We start from the raw sequence: 19,245 nt of genomic DNA on the forward strand, positions 1-19,245 counted from the left end.
CTTTTTGCGTGGCCGCAGCGCATTGCTCGAGAGAGCCGCCGAATGTCCGCGGCGGCGGTCAGGGCTTGACGGCCGTCGTGCGCGTACGTTTCTCCGCTGGTTTACAATCGATCCACTCATCGGCATCGGATAAACGTGACGTTCATGGCTTACAAAACTATCGAAGACACGATCGGCAATACGCCGCTCGTGCAGCTCGTCCGCTTGCCGGACGACGAGATTCGCGCTCGTAACAACGTGATTCTCGCGAAGCTGGAAGGCAACAATCCGGCGGGGTCGGTGAAGGACCGCCCCGCGCTGTCGATGATCCGCAAGGCGGAAGAGCGCGGCACGATCAAGCCGGGCGACACGCTGATCGAGGCGACGAGCGGCAACACCGGGATCGCGCTCGCGATGGCGGCGGCGATCCGCGGCTACAAGATGGTGCTGATCATGCCGGAGGATCTGTCCGTCGAGCGCCGCCAGAGCATGGCCGCGTACGGCGCCGAAATCGTGCTGACGCCGGTGAAGGGCGGCATGGAGTTCGCGCGCGATCTCGCCGACCAGATGCAGCGCGAAGGCAAGGGCGTGATCCTCGATCAGTTCGCGAATCCCGACAATCCGATCGCGCACTATGAAGGCACCGGCCCTGAGATCTGGCGCGAGACCGAGGGCCGCATCACGCACTTCGTGTCCGCGATGGGGACGACGGGCACGATCATGGGCACGTCGCAGTATCTGAAGGAGAGGAATCCGAACATCGAGATCGTCGGTGCGCAGCCGGAAGAGGGCTCGCGCATTCCGGGCATCCGCAAATGGCCGGAAGCGTATCTGCCGAAGATTTTCGATCGCAGCCGCGTCGATCGCGTCGAGAACGTGAGCCAGGCCGCGTCCGAGGCGATGGCGCGCAAGCTCGCGGCCGTCGAGGGCATCTTCTGCGGAATTTCGTCGGGCGGCGCGTGCGAAGTCGCGCTGCGCGTCGCGCGGCAGGTCGAGAACGCGACGATCGTGTTCGTCGTCTGCGACCGCGGCGACCGTTATTTGTCGACGGGCGTGTTCCCCGCGTGACGCGCGGTCCGGCTGCGCGGGGCCGTCAATGAAAAAGCGCCGCTAGCGGCGCTTTTTCATTGGCGCGACGGCGCAGGCCGCACGCAATGTCATTCCGACGACGGTTGCGCGGCGGGCGCGGCATTGTCCGGCGGCGCCGTCAGCGCGCCGCTCGCTTCCATCTGCGCCTTCACGCGCTCGCCCAGCTGATACACGGCGAGCGCATAGAAGAAGCTGCGGTTGTAGCGGGTCAGCACGTAGAAATTTTGCAGTCCGAGCTTGTATTCGGTTGAGCGGCCGGGCGTCGGCAGATCGATCACGGTGACGGGCGTGCTCGCCTCCGATGCGATGTTGACGGACGGCTCGTCGAGCACGAGGCCCGCGCGCAGCAACTGCGACAGCGCCCAGTGCGGCTCGGGGCGGCCGTCGGCCGCCGCTTGCGCGACGCCCAGGCTGCCCGTGTCGGGCGCGATGTTCCATACCACCGGGCGGCTGGTCTCCCAGCCGTGCTGCTTCAGATAATTCGCGACGCTGCCGATCGCGTCGGCCTGGCTCGCGCGCAGATCGATGTGCCCGTTGCCGTCGTAGTCGACCGCGTATTCGCGGATGCTGCTCGGCAGGAACTGCGGGATGCCGACGGCGCCCGTGTACGAACCGAGCACGCTCGTCGGATCGAGCTGGCTGTCGCGCGTCCACACGAGGAAGTCTTCGAGGTTCTTGCGGAACGTCTCCTGGCGCGAGTCGCGATTCGGCGTGTTCGGATAGTCGAATGCGAGCGTGGTCAGCGCGTCGAGCGTGCGGAAGTTGCCCATGTAGCGGCCGTAGATCGTCTCGACGCCGATGATGCCGACGATCACCTCCGGCGGCACGCCGAATTCCGCCGCTGCGCGCTGCAGCGTTCCCTGATTCGCGCGCCAGAACTTCACGCCGGCGTTCACGCGCACGGCGTCGAGAAAGCGCGACTGGTAGACGCGCCAGTTCTTGACGGCGGGCGACGGCGCGGGCATCACGAGTTTCGCCGCGGTCGCTGAATAGCTGACGCGCGCGAAGAGCGTGTGCAGCGCGTTCACGTCGAAATCGTGGCGCGCGGCCATGTCGGCGATGAACGCGTCGATCTTCGGGTTGTTCGCGTAGCGCTGCGGAACGATTTCTTCTTCGAACGTCTGCCCTTGCTGCACGCTCGGCTGCGGCTGCGGCTGCGGCTGCGGCTGCTGTTGCTGTTGCTGTTGCTGTTGCGTTTGCGGCTGCGCTTGCGCGTCGACGGCCGCGGCGGGCTGCGTTTGCGCGACGGCGGCGGACGCGAGAAGCGTTGCGGCGAGCGACAGCGCGGCGAGCGGGAAGCGAAGGCGGAAGGCGAGCGAGGCGGGGGCGGCAGGCTGGTTGAAAGTCATGTCGAAGCGAGGCGGACGAGGCGGATGATTTCGGGCCAGTATAACCGACGCGCCCGCCGCGCCGGCCCGGCGCGGGGCGCGTTGTGGTAAGTTAGCGGCGAACTTCGCACCAGACGATATCGCGGACATCCTTGACGGAGACCTGCGGCGCGCACCGGCCGCGTCGCGGAACGAGCTTATGCCAACGGCCTTTTACACGCACCCCGACTGCATGCTGCACGAGATGGGGGAGTGGCATCCCGAGTCGCCGGCGCGGCTGTCGGCTATCCAGGATCAACTGATCGCGAGCCGCATCGACGATCTGATCGTCCACGAGACGGCGCCGTTCGCGAGCGAGACGGCGCTTGCCCGCGTGCACACGCAGGCGCACATCGACTACATCCGCAGCCGGATTCCGAAGGAAGGCTACGTCGAGATCGATCCCGACACGTCGCTGAACCGCTACACGTGGCGCGCGGCGCTGCGCGCCGCGGGCGCGGCCGTCGAGGCGACGGACGCCGTGCTCGAGGGCCGCTACGACAACGCGTTCTGCAGCGTGCGCCCGCCTGGCCATCACGCGGAGCCCGCGCGCGCGATGGGCTTTTGCTTCTTCAACAACGTCGCGATCGCCGCGCGCCATGCGCTCGAGATCCATGGCCTCGAGCGCGTCGCGATCATCGATTTCGACGTTCATCACGGCAACGGCACCGAGGCTGCGTTCGCGAACGACGAGCGCGTGCTGATGTGCGGCTTCTTCCAGCATCCGCTGTATCCGTTCTCGGGCGTCGACCATCAGGCGCCGAACATGGTCAATCTGCCGATGCCCGCGCGCACGAACGGAATGGCGGTGCGCGAGGCGGTCGACCTGATGTGGCTGCCGCGGCTCGACGCGTTCAAGCCGCAGATGCTGTTCGTATCGGCGGGGTTCGACGCGCATCGCGAGGACGACATCGGCGGAATGGGGCTCGTCGAGGCCGACTACGAGTGGCTCACGACGCAGATCTGCGAAGTCGCGCGGCGGCATGCGCAAGGCCGCATCGTGAGCTGCCTCGAAGGCGGCTACAACCTGTCCGCGCTCGGGCGCAGCGTGGTCGCGCATCTGCGTGTGCTCGCCGGGGTGTGAGCTCGCGAGACGGCGAGCGACGGGCGGGCGATGACGGGCGCGATGGCGCGCGACGCCGGCCGTCGAGCGCCGGCGCGCATCGGCAAGCGCCAGCAACGCGCGGCGGAGATCGTATCCCGTTCGCGGCGGCGCGCCCGATCGACCAGGCGAGCGCTCAGGCAGCGGTGGCGCGGTGGCGCGGCCGCCGCGCCGGTTGCGAATCCGCGCGGCGCTGGCGGCGCGCCGTTCTTCACCTCGCGTCGCTCCCGTCTTCGCGCAACGTGTTCCGGTGTCCTTGCGCTCCGCTTGGTCCCGGCATTACCCGTGCGCCGGCGCACGCGCAAGAATCCAGTCGATCAATGCGCCGATCACGCGCTCACGTTCCAGATCGTTCATCGTCTCGTGATAGTTGCCTTCGTATAGCGTGAGCGTGCGGTCGGGCGAGCCGACGTGCCGGCCGAAGTCGCGGCTGCCGTCGGGCTCCGTCAGTTTGTCGGCGGTGCCGTGATAGACGAGCACGGGCACGCGCAGCGCCGCGCGCCCGCCCTCGATGCGCCGCATCGCGTCGAGAATTTCGGCGCCGGTGCGCGCCGGCACCGAACCGTGATGGACGAGCGGATCGGCGCGATTCGCGGCGACGACGGCCGGATCGCGTGACAGCAGCGCGGCGTCGATCTTGATCGCCGGAAAGCGGGGCCATACGCGGCTGATGAAGCGGCTCATCGCGAGCATCCACTTCGGCACGTCGCGGCCCGGCGCGAGCGCGGGACTCGACAAGATCAGGCCCGCGAAGCCCGCGCGGCGCGCGGGCGCGCGCTCGACCGCGTAGAGCGCGGCAATCGCCCCGCCCATGCTGTGCCCCATCAGGAAGAGCGGGGTGCCGTCGCGCGCCGCGCTCGCGACGAGCGCATCCGCATCCTGCAGATATTGATCGAAGCGCTCGATCCATGCGCGTTCGCCGGGCGAATGCCCGTGCCCGCGCAGATCGATCGCGACGACTTCGATGCCCGCCGCGCTCAGCCGCTCGGCGAGCGCCTGGTAGCGTCCCGCGTGCTCGGCGAGCCCGTGCACGAGCGCGACGCTCGCGCGCGGCGCCGCGAACCCCGGCGCAGCCGGCCACCGGTACGACGCGAGCGCGAGCCCGTCGGCCGTGCGCAGGTTGCCGCGCTGCGGGGCCGCGCCGGCGGCAGCGGCGGAGCGGAGCGAAGTCGAAGCGGCAGCGTCCATGGCGTGAGTCTCCGGAGCGAGTAGTTATGAAGGATGCGCTCGATCATAGACGCCGTCCGTGACGGCCCGTGCGGGCGCAGCCCTCTAATCGCGTTTGGTTATGAAAAGGTGGAAATCGATTATTAAGTGAAATGTGGCGGATGCGGTAAACTCGCGGGTTATTCCCTAGACCTAGATGCGGCGGCGGTCGACAGCGAAGCCCGGCACATCCGGCTGCGCGGTTCCGCCGCTTTGTTTACATGATCGAAATTCGCAACCTTTCGCAGCGATTCGAGGGGCCTCGCGGCTGGATCGAGGCGCTGCACAACGTTAATCTGACGATTCCGCAGGGCGAGGTCTTCGGCATCATCGGCCGCAGCGGCGCCGGCAAGAGCACGCTCGTGCGCACGATCAACCTGCTCACGCGGCCGTCGGAAGGCAGCGTGTCCGTCGGCGGGCGCGACCTGACGCAGTTGTCCGCCGGCGAGCTGCGCGGCGCGCGGCGCGATATCGGGATGATCTTCCAGCACTTCAACCTGCTGTCGTCGCGCACGGTGTTCGACAACGTCGCGCTGCCGCTCGAGCTCGCGGGCGTGAAGCGCGGGGAGATCGAGGCGACGGTGCTGCCGCTTCTCGATCTCGTCGGCCTCGCCGCGCAGAAAGACCGCTATCCGGCGCAGATCAGCGGCGGCCAGAAGCAGCGCGTCGGCATCGCGCGCGCGCTCGCGAGCAAGCCGAAGGTGCTCTTGTCCGACGAGGCGACGTCCGCGCTCGATCCGGAGACCACGCGCGCGATCCTCGACCTGCTTCGACGCATCAACCGCGAGCTCGGCCTCACGATCGTCCTCATCACGCACCAGATGGAAGTGATCAAGGACGTGTGCGATCGCGTCGCGGTGCTCGACGCGGGGCGCGTCGTCGAGGAAGGCAACGTGATCGACGTGTTCATGCGTCCGCACCACGAAGTCACGCGCGCGCTGATCGGCGACGTGATCGCGCAGGAACTGCCGCCCGCGATGAAGGCGCGCGTCGCCGAGCGCCTGAAGACGGGCTCCGGGCACCTGTTGCGCCTCGCGTTCACGGGCTCGGGCGTCGATCAGCCGATCCTGTCGGAGACGATCCGCCGCTACGAGCTGGACTTCAACATCCTGCACGGCCAGATCGACGAAATCCAGGGCCGCGCGTTCGGGTCGCTCGCGGTGCTCGCCACCGGCGAGCCAGGCAAGGTGGGGCAGGCGTTCGCGTATCTGCGCGAGCAGGGCGTGGTCGTCGAGGAGCTTTCGTATGTTGAGTGAAATGTTCGATATGTTCGTGCAGTCGTTCTGGGAGACGCTGATCATGGTCGGCATCTCCGGGGCGGTCGGCGCGCTCGTCGGTCTGCCGCTCGGCGTGCTGCTGTACCTGACCGACCGCCAGGGCGTGCTGCGGAACCTCGCGGTGAACCGCGTGCTGGGCGGCATCGTCAACGCGGTGCGCTCGACGCCGTTCATCATCCTGCTCGTCGCGGTCATTCCGTTTACGCGTCTTGCCGTCGGCTCGTCGATCGGCACGGCGGCCGCCGTCGTGCCGCTCACGATCGCGGCCGCGCCGTTCATCGCGCGGCTCGTCGAAACCGCTCTGCGCGAAGTCGATCGCGGCCTCATCGAAGCCGCGCAGGCGATGGGCGCGACGACGGGCCAGATCGTGTTCAAGGTGCTGCTGCCCGAATCGCTGCCGGGCATTGTCGCGGGGCTCACGATCACGTTCGTGTCGCTCGTCGGCTATTCGGCGATGGCGGGCGCGATCGGCGGCGGCGGCCTCGGCGATCTCGGCATCCGCTACGGCTATCAGCGCTATCTGCCCGAAGTGATGTGGACGGTCGTCGCGATCCTGATCGTGTTCGTGCAGATCGCGCAGTCGTTCGGCGACTGGCTCGTGCGGCGCCTGAGCCACAAGTAGCGCAATCGAAGACGAACGAGCGCCGCGCGCCGCGATACGCGATACGCGGCGGCGACGGCGCCGCAACCGGTGAGGAGATCCGGAGATGCAACGAAGAACGATGCTGAAGCTCGCCGCCGCGTTGGGCGCGGCCGCGTGCGTCGCAAGCGCGCATGCGCAGGCGCAGACGATCAAGGTCGGCGTGACGGGCGGCCCGCACGCGCAGGTGATGGAGGAAGTCAAGAAGGTCGCCGCGAAGAGCGGGCTCGACATCAAGATCGTCGAGTTCTCCGACTACGTGCAGCCGAACGCGGCGCTCGCGGCGGGCGACCTCGACGCGAACAGCTATCAGCACTATCCGTATCTCGAAGCGCAGGTGAAGGATCGCGGCTACAAGATCGTCAAGGTCGCGGACACGGTCACGTTCCCGATGGGCATCTACTCGAAGCGCGTGAAATCGCTCGCGGAATTGCGTCCGGGCGCGCGGATCGCGGTCCCGAACGATCCGACGAACGGCGGCCGCGCGTTGCTGCTGCTGCAGAAGCAGGGGCTGCTCAAGCTGCGCGACGGCGCGGGCCTGAAGGCGACGCGCTTCGACATCGTCGATAACCCGAAGCAGCTGAAGATCGTCGAGCTTGACGCGGCGCAGATTCCGCGCTCGCTCGCCGATGTCGACGCCGCCGCGATCAACACGAACTACGCGATGGAAGCGGGCCTGAAGCCGAAACAGGACGCGATCGCGATCGAGGGTCCGAACGGCCCTTACGCGAACATTCTCGCGGTGCGCTCGGAAGACAAGGACAAGCCGTGGGTCGCGAAGCTCGTCGCCGCGTACCGGTCGCCCGACGTGAAGCGCTTCATCGAGCGTCAATTCGGCGGCGCGGTGATCGCCGCGTGGTGAGCGAAACGAGGGGCGCCGCCGATTAGAGGCGGAAATCGAAAACCCGGGCTTGGCGTCCGGGTTTTTTCTCTTTTAAAATAGAACGACCGTTCGCTATTGTCGGCATGCCGCAAGGGGACGCTATCCTCGGTAGCCGCAAATTGAATGCCCGGCGTCGCCGCCGCGCGGCCGAGCCTCGCTATAAAATGGCCGCTGGTCGTGTTCGTAACTTTGGAGCGTGTGCATGAAAATCCTGGTGCCAGTGAAGAGAGTGGTCGATTACAACGTGAAGGTCCGGGTGAAGTCGGACGGCACGGGCGTCGATATCGCGAACGTGAAGATGTCGATGAATCCGTTCGACGAGATCGCGGTCGAGGAGGCGGTGCGCCTGAAGGAAGCGGGCGTGGCGACCGAGGTGATCGCGGTGTCGGTGGGCGTCGCGCAGGCTCAGGAAACGCTTCGCACGGCGCTCGCGATCGGCGCGGACCGTGCGATTCTCGTCGAATCGAATGACGAGGTGCAGCCGCTCGGCGTGGCGAAGATCTTGAAGGCGCTGGTCGACAAGGAGCAGCCGCAGCTCGTGATCCTCGGCAAGCAGGCGATCGACGACGATTCGAACCAGACGGGCCAGATGCTGGCCGCGCTCGCGAATCTGCCGCAGGCGACGTTCGCGTCGAAGGTGACGGTGGCGGACGGCCGTGCGATCGTCGCGCGTGAAGTGGACGGCGGCGCGGAGACGCTGTCGCTCACGCTGCCGGCCGTGGTGACGACCGACCTGCGCCTGAACGAGCCGCGCTACGTGACGCTGCCGAACATCATGAAGGCGAAGAAGAAGCCGCTCGAGACGGTGAAGCCGGAAGACCTCGGCGTGGACGTCGCGCCGCGCCTGAAGACGCTGAAGGTGGCGGAGCCGCCCAAGCGTGCGGCGGGCGTGAAGGTGCCGGACGTGAAGACGCTGGTCGAAAAGCTGAAGACCGAAGCCAAGGTGCTGTAAGGGGAGCGCAAAGAAATGACGATTCTGGTAATTGCCGAACACGACAACGCATCGATCAAGGCATCGACGCTGAACACGGTGGCCGCCGCGGTGAAGATCGGCGGCGACATTCACGTGCTGGTCGCGGGCCGCGATGCGCAGGGCGCGGCGGACGCGGCGGCGAAGATCGCGGGCGTGTCGAAGGTGCTGCTGGCCGACGCGCCGCAACTCGCGGACGGTCTAGCGGAAAACGTCGAGGCGACCGCGCTGAACGTCGCGAAGGACTACTCGCACATCCTCGCGCCGGCGACCGCATACGGCAAGAACATCGCGCCGCGGATCGCCGCGAAGCTGGACGTCGCGCAGATCTCGGACATCACGGCGGTCGATTCGGCCGATACGTTCGAGCGCCCGATCTACGCGGGCAACGCGATCGCGACGGTGCAGTCGAGCGATCCGATCAAGGTGATCACGGTGCGCGCGACGGGCTTCGATCCGGTCGCGGCCGAAGGCGGCAGCGCGCCGGTCGAGAAGATCGACGCGGCGGCGGACGCGGGCGTGTCGCAGTTCGTGAGCCGCGAGGTGACGAAGCTCGATCGTCCGGAACTGACGTCGGCGTCGATCATCGTGTCGGGCGGCCGCGGCCTCGGCAGCGGCGAGAACTACACGAAGGTGCTGGAGCCGCTCGCCGACAAGCTGCAGGCGGCGCTCGGCGCGTCGCGCGCGGCGGTGGACGCGGGCTACGTGCCGAACGACTATCAGGTGGGCCAGACGGGCAAGATCGTCGCGCCGCAGCTGTACATCGCGGTGGGCATCTCGGGCGCGATCCAGCACCTGGCCGGCATGAAGGATTCGAAGGTGATCGTCGCGATCAACAAGGACCCCGAAGCGCCGATCTTCAGCGTGGCCGACTACGGCCTCGTCGGCGATCTGTTCACGCTCGTGCCGGAACTCGTGAACGAGCTCGGCTGACGCGCGCCGCGCGCGTTGCGTTCAACGCGCGAGCAGGTCGAACATGAACAAAGGGGCGCGGCGAGCGCCCCTTTTCACACCATAAGCAGACTAGGAGAGGAGCAACATGAGCTATACCGCACCCGTCAAGGACATGCTGTTCGTGATGAAGGAGCTGGCCGGCATCGATGAGGTCGCGAAGCTGCCCGGCTACGAGGACGCCGGCTTCGATACGGCGCACGCCGTGCTCGACGAATCGGCGAAGTTCTGCGGCGAGGTGCTCGCGCCGCTCAACGTCGAAGGCGACAAGAATCCGAGCAGCTGGAAGGACGGCGCCGTCACGGCGACGCCCGGCTTCAAGGAGGCGTTCCGCCAGTTCGTCGAAGGCGGCTGGCAGGGGCTCCAGCATCCGACCGAATACGACGGCCAGGGCCTGCCGAAGCTGATCGCGACGCCTTGCATCGAAATGCTGAACGCGTCGAACCTGTCGTTCGCGCTGTGCCCGCTTCTGACCGACGGCGCGATCGAGGCGCTCCTCACGGCCGGCACCGACGAACAGAAATCCCGCTACGTGCCGAAGCTCATTTCCGGCGAATGGACGGGCACGATGAACCTGACCGAGCCGCAGGCGGGCTCCGATCTCGCGCTCGTGCGCTCGCGCGCGGAGCCGCAGGGCGACGGTTCGTACAAGGTGTTCGGCACGAAAATCTTCATCACGTGGGGCGAACACGACATGGCCGACAACATCGTCCACCTCGTGCTCGCGCGCACGCCGAACGCGCCCGAAGGCGTGAAGGGCATCTCGCTGTTCATCGTGCCGAAGTTCCTCGTCAACGACGACGGCAGCCTCGGCGCGCGCAACGACGTGCACTGCGTGTCGATCGAACACAAGCTCGGCATCAAGGCGAGCCCGACCGCGGTGCTGCAGTACGGCGACCACGGCGGCGCGATCGGCTATCTCGTCGGCGAAGAGAACCGCGGCCTCGAGTACATGTTCATCATGATGAACGCGGCGCGCTTCGGCGTCGGGATGCAGGGGATCGGCGTCGCCGAGCGTGCGTACCAGAAGGCCGCCGAGTTCGCGAAGGAGCGCGTGCAGAGCCGTCCCGTCGACGGTTCCGCGAAGCAGTCGGTGACGATCATTCATCACCCGGACGTGCGCCGGATGCTCGCGACGATGCGCGCGCTCACGGAAGGCGCGCGGGCGCTGTCCTACGTCGCCGCCGCGCATTGCGATCACGCGCACCGCGCCGCCGACGAAGGCGTGCGCGCGCGGCATCAGGCGATCTACGAGTATCTGGTGCCGGTCGTGAAGGGCTGGAGCACCGAGATGGTCAACGAGGTCGCGAGCCTCGGGATTCAGGTGCACGGCGGAATGGGCTTCATCGAGGAAACGGGCGCCGCGCAGTACTACCGCGACGCGCGCATTCTCGCGATCTACGAAGGCACGACCGCGATCCAGGCGAACGACCTCGTCGGCCGGAAGACGGCGCGCGACGGCGGCGCAGTCGCGAAGGCGATCGTCGGCGAGATCCGGCAGACGGCCGACGCGCTCGGCGCGCACGATGGCCCGGCATTCGCCGCGATGAAGGCGCAACTGGAAGACGGCGCGCGCGCGTTGTCGGCCGTCGTCGACTTCGTCGTCGCGAACGTGAAGGGCGATCCGAACGCGGTGTTTGCCGGCAGCGTGCCGTATCTGAAGCTCGCGGGCGTCGTGCTGTGCGGCTGGCAAATGGCGCGCGCGCTGCTCGCCGCGCAGCAAAAACGCGCCGACGATCCGAAGTTCTACGACGCGAAGATCGCGATCGCGCAGTTCTACGCAGAGCACATTCTCGCGCAGGCGAGCGGGCTCGAAGCGTCGATCGTCGGCGCGAAGGGCGGGCAGGGCGTGTTCGCGCTGACGGAAGACCAGTTCTGATCGTCCGGCTCGGCGGCTAGACGCCGAAACGAAACGCTGAAACGAAAAACGGCGCCCTTGGGCGCCGTTCCTTTTGAACGCGGCCGCGCATGCGGGCCGCCCGATTCGCGCGTCAGTGCGTCATGCGTAGGCGGGACGATGCTCGCCGTCCGTTTCGCTCAGATAGCGATGCACGGACAGGTCGTCCGCGCGGATCGCCGGCTTCTTGCCCGACATCAGGTCGGCGAGCAGTTGGCCGGAGCCGCACGACATCGTCCAGCCGAGCGTGCCGTGGCCCGTGTTGAGGAACAGGTTCGGCACCGGCGTGCGGCCGACGATCGGCGTGCCGTCCGGCGTCATCGGACGCAGGCCGGTCCAGAACGACGCGCTTGCGGTGTCGCCGCCGCCCGGGAACAGGTCGTTCACGCACATTTCGAGCGTTTCGCGGCGCGCCTGGCGCAGCCGCTTGTCGAAGCCGACGATCTCCGCCATCCCGCCCACGCGGATGCGATCGTCGAAGCGGGTGATCGCGATCTTGTAGGTTTCGTCGAGCACGGTCGACACCGGCGCCTTCGCCGCGTCGACGATCGGCGCGGTGATCGAATAGCCCTTCAGCGGATACACCGGAATCTTCACGAGATTCGCGACGAAGTCCGTCGAGTACGAGCCTAGCGCGACCACGTACGCGTCGGCGCGCACCATCTCGCCGCCGCAATGAACGCCCGCGATCTTACCGCCCGCGATGGCGAGCGCGTCGATGCTCGTGTTGAAGCGGAACTTCACGCCGAGCTGCTCGGCGAGCGCGGCGAGGCGCGTCGTGAAGAGCTGGCAGTCGCCCGTCTCGTCGCCCGGCAGCCGCAGGCCGCCCGTCAGCTTTTCCGAGACCGCGGCGAGCGCCGGTTCGGCCTTCTTCAGCTCGTCGCTCGACAGCAGCTCGAACGGCACGTTCGCCTCGCGTAGCACCGCGATGTCCTTCGCGGCGCCGTCGAGCTGCTGCTGCGTGCGGAAAACCTGGAGCGTGCCGCCCGTGCGTCCTTCGTACTGGATGCCCGTGTCGGCGCGCAGCGCCTGCAGGCAGTCGCGGCTGTATTCGGCGAGGCGCACCATCCGGCCCTTGTTCAGCGCGTAGCGCTCGGTCGTGCAGTTGCGCAGCATCTGCCACATCCATTGCAGTTGGAATCGCGTGCCGTCGAGGCGGATCGCGAGCGGCGCATGCTTTTCGAACATCCACTTGACGGCCTTCAGCGGCACGCCGGGCGCGGCCCACGGCGCCGCGTAGCCGGGCGAGATCTGGCCCGCGTTCGCAAAGCTCGTGTCGAGGGCGGGACCGGCCTCGCGGTCGATCACCGTGACTTCATGGCCCGCGCGAGCCAGATAATAGGCGCTCGCCACGCCGACCACGCCACTGCCCAAGATAACCACTCGCATAGCTGCTCCGGATAGAGAAGACGCCGGGCGGCGCGCGGCACACCCGGTGCGCTCTGCGATTTCCACCCAACCTAGTTTTTTGCGCTATGGTATTGTTGAGACTATAGGTTTTGTTATTGTATTTTTTCAATTTTCAGTAAAAAAACGATGAGAACCCAACGCCAGCCGGTACGCGCGCTCGACAAGCTCGACCGGCGCATTCTGAAGCTGCTGCAAGAGGACGGCCGCATGGCGATGAAGGACCTCGCCGAGCGCGTCGGCCTGACGGTCACGCCTTGCATCGAGCGGGTGCGGCGGATGGAGCGCGACGGCGTGATCACGGGCTATCACGCGCGCGTCGACCCGGCGCAGCTCGGCGCGGCGCTGCTCGTATTCGTCGAGATCACGCTCGATCACAAGAGCGGCAACATGTTCGAGCAGTTTCGGCGCGAGGTGATGAAGATCGACGAGGTGCTCGAATGCCATCTGGTGTCGGGCGACTTCGACTATCTGATCAAGGCGCGGATCGGCGAGATGGCCGACTACCGCAAGCTGCTCGGCGACATCCTGCTGCAACTGCCGGGCGCCGTGCAGTCGAAGAGTTATGTCGTGATGGAAGAGATCAAGGAGACGCTGGCGATCGCGGTCGACGAGTGAGGCGAGCGCGCGTGCGCGCGGGCGCGCGCGCGAATTCTCGGCGCTTGGCACAAACCGCCAATTACTGTATGTTTATACAGTAATTGGCGGTTTTGTCATTCGCGGCTCGGGCCGCGTAGCAGAGGCACGATGAACGATCGATCCGACGTCGAATATCCGGTAGCGCCGCCCGCGCCCCGCAAGGGGCGCGGCGCGGTGGGCAACCTGCAGGGGCGCTACGAGATCGTCGAGCGCGAGGCGGTCGACGACGGCTGGACGCGCGACGACGACGGCGAGCCGCCCGCCGCGTTGCGCACGCAGGTGTTCGAGGAGCGCGCGAGGACGATCCTCACGCGCAACGCGTCGCCGGACATCCCGTTCAACGTGTCGCTGAACCCGTATCGCGGCTGCGAGCACGGCTGCATCTACTGCTTCGCGCGGCCGACGCACAGCTATCTCGGGCTGTCGCCGGGGCTCGATTTCGAGAGCCGGATCTACGCAAAGGTGAACGCGGCGGAGTTGCTCGCGCGCGAGCTCGCGAAGCCCCGTTACGTGCCCGAGCCGATCGCGCTCGGCGTGAACACCGACGCGTATCAGCCGGTCGAGCGCGAGCTGGCGATCACGCGGCAGGTGATCCAGGTGATGCACGATCACGGGCAGCCGTTTGCCGCGATCACGAAGTCGTCGCTGATCGAGCGCGATCTCGATCTGCTCGCGCCGATGGCCGAGCGCCGGCAGGTGATGGCGGCCGTCACGATCACGACGCTCGATCCCGAGCTCGCGCGGGCGCTCGAGCCTCGCGCCGCGACGCCTTCGCGCCGGCTGCGGACGATCCGCGCGCTGCGCGACGCGGGCGTGCCCGTCGGCGTGAGCGTCGCGCCGATGATTCCGTTCGTCACCGAGCCCGATCTCGAGCGCGTGCTCGAGGCGTGCGCGGACGCTGGCGCGACGCATGCGAGCTATATCGTGCTGCGGCTGCCGTGGGAGGTCGCGCCGCTCTTCACCGAATGGCTCGCCGCGCATTTCCCGGATCGCGCGGAGCGCGTGATGGCGCGCGTGCGGGACATGCGCGGCGGCAAGGACTACGACTCGGATTTCAGCCGGCGAATGAAGGGGGACGGCATGTGGGCGGATCTGCTCAGGCAGCGCTTCCGGATGGCGGTCAAGCGCTGCGGGCTGAACGAACGCTCGCGCGGCATTCTCGATTTCTCGCGGTTCGGTGCGCAGCGGCAGTCGAAGCCGCGGACGCCGCTCGCGCGGCCGGGCAAGGCGGCGCAAGCGAAAGACGCGTCGCAGCTCAGCCTGTTCTAGAGCGCGTGATGCGCGCGGGGTATTCGTGCGGGGTATGTGTGTCGCGTCGGCCGCGCCTGCGCACGCATCATTGCGAAATTTGCTTGGCCGCCTCGACCTGCGATTCGAAGTACGTCTGGAACGCGAGCGCGAGCCCTGTCATCAGCAGGAACGCGCCGATCAGCAGCGAGAAGATGACGACGAACACGACGCCCCAGCCGGAGCGGCTGCGGCGGTCCGTTGCGGCGTTGAATTGCGCGTCCCATTTGTCGTCGGCGCGCAGCCCGTAGACGAGCGCGGCGAGGAAGGCGGCGAGCAGTGAAATCGCGCCGGGCATGACGAGCCACCAGCCGAGCGCGGCGCTGCGCCCCGAGGCCGCGAGCAGCAGGAACCCGGGAACGCCGACGATCGTCGCGAACACGTGCGCCCAGCCCGCGAGGTCTTTCCAGCCGTATAGATAGAAACGGTGCGCGCCGAGTGAGCCGAACAGGAAGGCGAGCAGTGCGGTGAGCGTCTTTGAGCGAAAGCGGGGCGGCGTGGTCGTGCTGCTGGACATGTCGGGCAGGCAGAGAGGTCTTCTTCGTGGACGCCCCGGCGAGGCGAGGCGGGGCGCGGCGGTCGGCTCGCATTCTACGATGTGGGGCGCGGCACGGTCACGCGATGGTTGCGTCAATGCGTCGCATCGTAGGTGATCCGGTAGATCGCGCCTGCGTAGTCGTCGCTGACGAGGAGCGAGCCGTCCGGCAGCGGCAGCACATCGGCGGGGCGTCCCCAGACGCTTTCGTCGGGCCGGAGCCACCCTTGGACGAAGGCCTCCTGGCGCGCCGACCGGCCGTCGGGCGAGGCGATCACTCGCATGACCCGGTAGCCGACCTTGCGGCTGCGGTTCCACGAACCGTGCTCGGCAATGAAGATATTGCCCCGGTAGTCGGGCGGGAACATGTCGCCCGTATAGAAGCGCATGCCGAGCGAGGCGACATGCGCGCCCAGCTTGAGCACAGGCGGCACGTAGCTCGCGCACGTGTGGCCGCCGCCGAACTGCGGATCGAGCACGTCGCCGCCGTGGCAGAACGGATAGCCGAAGTCGAGGCCCGCGCGCGGCGCACGGCTCAGCTTGTCGTCGGGGCGGTCGTCGCCCATCAGATCCCGGCCGTTGTCGGTGAACCAGAGCTCGTGCGTCGCCGGATGCCATGCGAAGCCGACCGTGTTGCGCACGCCGCGCGCATAGACCTCGTAGCCGCTGCCGTCGGGATTCATCCGGCCGATCATCGCGTAGCGGTCGCGGTCGGCGACGCAGATGTTGCACGGCGCGCCCGTCGGCACGTAGAGCTTGCCGTCGGGCCCGAATGCGATGAATTTCCAGCCGTGATGGCGTTCGGTCGGCAGCGCGTTCGTGACCACGACGGGCTTCGGCGGCGCGGCGAGCCGCTCGTCGATCCGGTCGAGGCGTAAAATTCGCGATACGGCCGACACGTAGAGCGCGCCGTCGCGGTACGCGACGCCGACCGGCATCTCGAGCCCGGATGCGATCACGTGATGCTCGCGCACATGGCCGTCGCGCACGACGAGCGCGTGCACCCGCCCCTCCATGCTGCCGACGTACAGGATGCCCCGCGGCGACCACGCCATTTCGCGCGCGGCGGGCACGTCGTCGGCGAGCACCTGGACGCGGAAGCCGGGCGGCACGCGCAGTTCGTCGATCGGCAGCGCGGCCGACGCATCGGCGGCCGCGATTGTGGCTGCGATTGTGGCGAGAACGAGACAGGCGGCGGCCGCCGCGCGCAGCAAAGCCGGCAGGTCTGACGAAACGATGCGCGACAGGGCGGTGGAAGGACGCATGACGGACGAAGGCGGGCGAGCGCGAAGCGCGCGACGGGGCAATTGTAAGTCTCCGGAGGCGGCAGCCGGGTTTTTTTGCCGGGTAAGTGTTTGTTGTGCCATCGATTTCGGGCTATAATCGCACGTTTCAGTAGTTTTCGAACCCGGTTTCCCCGAAGGAATTCATATGGTCATCATCCGTCTGGCTCGCGGCGGCTCGAAGAAGCGCCCGTTCTACAACATCGTCGCCACCGATTCGCGCAACCGTCGTGACGGCCGTTTCATCGAGCGCGTCGGCTTCTACAACCCGGTCGCGACGAAGGGCGAAGCGCTGCGCATCGCTCAAGACCGCCTGACGTACTGGCAAGGCGTTGGCGCGCAACTGTCGCCGACCGTCGAGCGTCTCGTGAAGCAAGCGCAAAAGGCGCAGCCGGCTGCCTAACATGGCGCGGCGTGCCGGAAGTGCCGGCTGCGAGGTTCGTTGATGGCTGGTCACGACTCCGGTAGCGCAAAGCGCGGACAAGCGCCGTCGTTCGGCGTATTCGTCCGCAAGCCGGTCGAGCGCGCGCCCGTGAAAGCGGCGAGCGGCGGCGCGGCTGATTCGGAAGCAATTCGCATCGACGCGGCGCAGTCGTGGCCGGACGATGCGGTCGAGGTCGGCGCGGTGGTCGACGCGTACGGCCTCAAGGGCTGGGTCAAGCTCGCGGCCCATGCCGGTGCGGGGCGAGGCGGCGACGCGCTCCTCAACGCGCGCGACTGGTGGCTGCAAAAGGGCGCGGAGCGGAAATCCGCGCGCGTCACGCAGGCGAAGCTGCATGGCGACGCGATCGTCGCGCATCCGGCCGGCTCCGCCGATCGGGATGCGGCGCTCGCGCTGCGCGGTTTTCGCGTGTTCGTGCGTCGCGGCGATTTCCCGGCGCTCGCCGCCGACGAGTTCTACTGGGTCGATCTGATCGGCCTCGACGTCGTCAACGAGGCGGGCGTCGCGCTCGGCAAGGTCGCCGACATGATCGACAACGGCGTGCATTCGATCATGCGCGTCGAATATCCGGCAACCGGCAAGGATGGCGGGCCGAAAACCGGCGAGCGGCTGATTCCGTTCGTCGGCGCGTACGTGAAGGCGGTCGAGCAGGCGGCGGGGCGCATCGTCGTCGACTGGGAAGCCGATTACTGAAATGGACGAAGCCACGCAGAGCGCGATCCAGTTCGACGTCGTCACGCTCTTTCCGGAGATGTTTCGCGCGTTGACCGACTGGGGCATCACGAGCCGCGCGGTGAAGCAGGGGCGGTTCGGCCTGCGCACGTGGAATCCGCGCGATTTCACGACCGACAATTACCGTACCGTCGACGATCGCCCGTATGGCGGCGGCCCCGGCATGGTGATGCTCGCGAAGCCGCTGGAAGCGGCGATCGGCGCGGCTAAGGCCGAGCAGGCGGCGCAGGGCGTCGCGACGTCGCGTGTCGTGATGATGTCGCCGCAGGGCGCGCCGCTCACGCACGAGCGCGTCGCGCGGATGGCTGCGGAGCCGGGCGTCGTGCTGCTGTGCGGCCGTTACGAGGCGATCGACCAGCGCCTGATCGATCGTTGCGTCGACGAGGAACTGAGCCTCGGCGACTTCGTGCTGTCGGGCGGCGAGTTGCCTGCGATGGCGCTGATGGACGCCGTCGTGCGCCTGCTGCCGGGCGTGCTGAACGATGCGCAATCGGCGGTGCAGGACAGTTTCGCCGACGGGCTGCTCGATTGCCCGCATTACACGCGCCCCGAGGAATACGAGGGCGTGCGCGTGCCGGACGTGCTGCTCGGCGGACATCATGCCGAGATCGAACGCTGGCGTAGGCAGGAAGCGTTGAGAAACACCCTTGCGAAGCGTCCCGATCTGATCGCGCGGGCGCGTCGCGAAAAGTTGCTGAGCCGGGCCGACGAGGCGTGGCTTGCAAGTCTCGCGAAAGAAGCGAAGCAGGCCTCCTGAGGCGGCGGCGCTTTCGCTCGCGAATATGGCGGTGCCGTGCATGCGTGCGCGGCGCCAGATGTGAATCCATCCTCTATCGGGGCCGAGCCTGGGTGCAGGCGGGCGCAAACGCCGACAAGATGGCTTTAGGAGTCAGTGATGAATCTGATCGCAAAACTTGAGCAGGAAGAGATCGAGCGCGCGCTCGCAGGCAAGACGATCCCCGCATTCGCCCCGGGCGACACGGTGATCGTGAACGTGAACGTGGTGGAAGGTAACCGCAAGCGCGTTCAGGCTTACGAAGGCGTCGTGATCGCGAAGCGCAACCGTGGCCTCAACTCGTCGTTCATCGTCCGCAAGATCTCGTCGGGCGAAGGCGTCGAGCGTACGTTCCAGACGTACTCGCCGCTGCTGGCGAGCATCGTCGTGAAGCGTCGCGGCGACGTGCGTCGCGCGAAGCTGTACTACCTGCGCGAGCGTTCGGGCAAGTCGGCTCGAATCAAGGAAAAGCTGGTGTCGAAGGATCGCGCCGCTGCTGCGCAACAGTAAGCGCGCTCGGGAACGTGCGCCGGATGTCGATCGGCGCGCGTTTCGTCAGGTGCGGAAAAGCGCCGTGCGGGAAGCTCCCGCACGGCGCTTTTTTTTCGCAGCGTGTCGAGAGCCGCGGCGCTGCCGCGGCTTTTTGCATTCGACCGCGGTCGCGCGATTGCGCATTCGGGTGAAACCGATCGGCGGCTCGACGCACTGCCTTGAAACGGCGAGCATCGGCCTGCACGCGTGCTGCTCGTGCCAGCGGAGCGCCGGCAAGGCCGGCGCGCGGTGG

General features: G+C 67.3%; 19 protein-coding genes. 14 read left to right on the forward strand and 5 right to left on the reverse strand.

Translation table 11 applies throughout. The annotated features are described in order from the left end of the window. Nucleotides 1–144 precede the first annotated feature (144 nt). Nucleotides 145–1,047, forward strand: coding sequence for a cysteine synthase CysM (gene cysM, locus WS78_RS05005; RefSeq protein ID WP_038745590.1), 903 nt, complete (start codon nucleotides 145–147; stop codon nucleotides 1,045–1,047). A gap of 89 nt (nucleotides 1,048–1,136) precedes the next feature. On the opposite strand, the gene mltB is transcribed toward cysM, so the two are convergent. Next, the gene (gene mltB, locus WS78_RS05010; RefSeq protein WP_059584556.1) at nucleotides 1,137–2,417 is read right to left on the reverse strand and encodes a lytic murein transglycosylase B; all 1,281 of its coding nucleotides are present in this window, start codon (nucleotides 2,415–2,417) and stop codon (nucleotides 1,137–1,139) included. Nucleotides 2,418–2,595: 178 nt separating this feature from the next. On the opposite strand from mltB, the gene WS78_RS05015 reads away from it, so the two are divergent. Continuing rightward, entirely contained in the window at nucleotides 2,596–3,519 is a 924-nt protein-coding gene (locus tag WS78_RS05015) for a histone deacetylase family protein (RefSeq protein ID WP_059584558.1), read from the forward strand. Nucleotides 3,520–3,816: 297 nt separating this feature from the next. Here the strand turns inward: WS78_RS05015 and WS78_RS05020 are convergent, their stop codons facing one another. After that, nucleotides 3,817–4,656, reverse strand: a complete 840-nt coding sequence (locus WS78_RS05020; RefSeq protein WP_082717753.1) for an alpha/beta hydrolase — start codon at nucleotides 4,654–4,656, stop codon at nucleotides 3,817–3,819. A 308-nt stretch (nucleotides 4,657–4,964) separates the two neighbouring features. Here WS78_RS05020 and WS78_RS05025 point away from each other — a divergent pair, with 308 nt between their 5' ends. The 6 genes from WS78_RS05025 to WS78_RS05050 all read left to right on the forward strand — a co-directional run bounded on the left by WS78_RS05025 (nucleotide 4,965) and on the right by WS78_RS05050 (nucleotide 11,343). After that, a complete protein-coding gene (locus WS78_RS05025; protein WP_059584564.1) occupies nucleotides 4,965–5,999 on the forward strand; it encodes a methionine ABC transporter ATP-binding protein in 1,035 nt (344 codons plus the stop codon). Next, nucleotides 5,989–6,642, forward strand: coding sequence for a methionine ABC transporter permease (locus WS78_RS05030; protein ID WP_038745579.1), 654 nt, complete (start codon nucleotides 5,989–5,991; stop codon nucleotides 6,640–6,642). Before WS78_RS05025 ends, WS78_RS05030 begins: the two co-directional genes overlap by 11 nt. An 85-nt stretch (nucleotides 6,643–6,727) precedes the next feature. Continuing rightward, nucleotides 6,728–7,522, forward strand: coding sequence for a MetQ/NlpA family ABC transporter substrate-binding protein (locus tag WS78_RS05035; RefSeq protein WP_081989426.1), 795 nt, complete (start codon nucleotides 6,728–6,730; stop codon nucleotides 7,520–7,522). Nucleotides 7,523–7,745: 223 nt separating this feature from the next. Continuing rightward, nucleotides 7,746–8,495, forward strand: a complete 750-nt coding sequence (locus WS78_RS05040; RefSeq protein WP_038745575.1) for an electron transfer flavoprotein subunit beta/FixA family protein — start codon at nucleotides 7,746–7,748, stop codon at nucleotides 8,493–8,495. A 15-nt stretch (nucleotides 8,496–8,510) separates the two neighbouring features. Continuing rightward, entirely contained in the window at nucleotides 8,511–9,446 is a 936-nt protein-coding gene (locus WS78_RS05045) for an electron transfer flavoprotein subunit alpha/FixB family protein (RefSeq protein WP_038745573.1), read from the forward strand. Between the two features lie 106 nt (nucleotides 9,447–9,552). Then, a complete protein-coding gene (locus tag WS78_RS05050) occupies nucleotides 9,553–11,343 on the forward strand; it encodes an acyl-CoA dehydrogenase (protein ID WP_038745571.1) in 1,791 nt (596 codons plus the stop codon). Between the two features lie 120 nt (nucleotides 11,344–11,463). Here the strand turns inward: WS78_RS05050 and WS78_RS05055 are convergent, their stop codons facing one another. Continuing rightward, on the reverse strand, nucleotides 11,464–12,750 hold the full coding sequence (locus WS78_RS05055) for a D-amino acid dehydrogenase (protein WP_038745570.1): 1,287 nt from the start codon (nucleotides 12,748–12,750) through the stop codon (nucleotides 11,464–11,466). A 147-nt stretch (nucleotides 12,751–12,897) separates the two neighbouring features. Between WS78_RS05055 and WS78_RS05060 the strand changes: the two genes are divergently transcribed. After that, nucleotides 12,898–13,386: an Lrp/AsnC ligand binding domain-containing protein gene (locus WS78_RS05060; RefSeq protein WP_038745568.1), complete on the forward strand. Its 489-nt coding sequence runs from the start codon at nucleotides 12,898–12,900 to the stop codon at nucleotides 13,384–13,386. Between the two features lie 129 nt (nucleotides 13,387–13,515). Continuing rightward, nucleotides 13,516–14,676, forward strand: coding sequence for a PA0069 family radical SAM protein (locus WS78_RS05065; RefSeq protein WP_059584566.1), 1,161 nt, complete (start codon nucleotides 13,516–13,518; stop codon nucleotides 14,674–14,676). A gap of 67 nt (nucleotides 14,677–14,743) precedes the next feature. Here WS78_RS05065 and WS78_RS05070 read toward each other — a convergent pair whose 3' ends face one another. Together WS78_RS05070 and WS78_RS05075 are read right to left on the reverse strand one after the other, a co-directional pair. Continuing rightward, nucleotides 14,744–15,211 carry an NINE protein gene (locus WS78_RS05070; RefSeq protein WP_038745564.1) on the reverse strand — a complete coding sequence of 156 codons (468 nt, stop codon included), beginning with the start codon at nucleotides 15,209–15,211 and terminating at the stop codon, nucleotides 14,744–14,746. A gap of 113 nt (nucleotides 15,212–15,324) precedes the next feature. Then, nucleotides 15,325–16,494: a PQQ-dependent sugar dehydrogenase gene (locus tag WS78_RS05075; RefSeq protein WP_059584568.1), complete on the reverse strand. Its 1,170-nt coding sequence runs from the start codon at nucleotides 16,492–16,494 to the stop codon at nucleotides 15,325–15,327. A gap of 166 nt (nucleotides 16,495–16,660) precedes the next feature. On the opposite strand from WS78_RS05075, the gene rpsP reads away from it, so the two are divergent. The 4 genes from rpsP to rplS all read left to right on the forward strand — a co-directional run bounded on the left by rpsP (nucleotide 16,661) and on the right by rplS (nucleotide 18,971). Next, nucleotides 16,661–16,915 carry a 30S ribosomal protein S16 gene (rpsP, locus tag WS78_RS05080; RefSeq protein WP_004189402.1) on the forward strand — a complete coding sequence of 85 codons (255 nt, stop codon included), beginning with the start codon at nucleotides 16,661–16,663 and terminating at the stop codon, nucleotides 16,913–16,915. 42 nt (nucleotides 16,916–16,957) lie between these two features. After that, nucleotides 16,958–17,647, forward strand: a complete 690-nt coding sequence (rimM, locus tag WS78_RS05085; protein WP_038745560.1) for a ribosome maturation factor RimM — start codon at nucleotides 16,958–16,960, stop codon at nucleotides 17,645–17,647. 1 nt (nucleotide 17,648) lies between these two features. Further along, entirely contained in the window at nucleotides 17,649–18,443 is a 795-nt protein-coding gene (trmD, locus tag WS78_RS05090; RefSeq protein WP_059584570.1) for a tRNA (guanosine(37)-N1)-methyltransferase TrmD, read from the forward strand. Nucleotides 18,444–18,581: 138 nt separating this feature from the next. Continuing rightward, nucleotides 18,582–18,971: a 50S ribosomal protein L19 gene (gene rplS / locus WS78_RS05095; protein WP_038745556.1), complete on the forward strand. Its 390-nt coding sequence runs from the start codon at nucleotides 18,582–18,584 to the stop codon at nucleotides 18,969–18,971. Nucleotides 18,972–19,245: the final 274 nt, after the last annotated feature.

Origin of the sequence: Burkholderia savannae (assembly GCF_001524445.2) — a bacterium.
In the GTDB taxonomy this organism is placed as follows: Bacteria; Pseudomonadota; Gammaproteobacteria; order Burkholderiales; family Burkholderiaceae; genus Burkholderia; species Burkholderia savannae.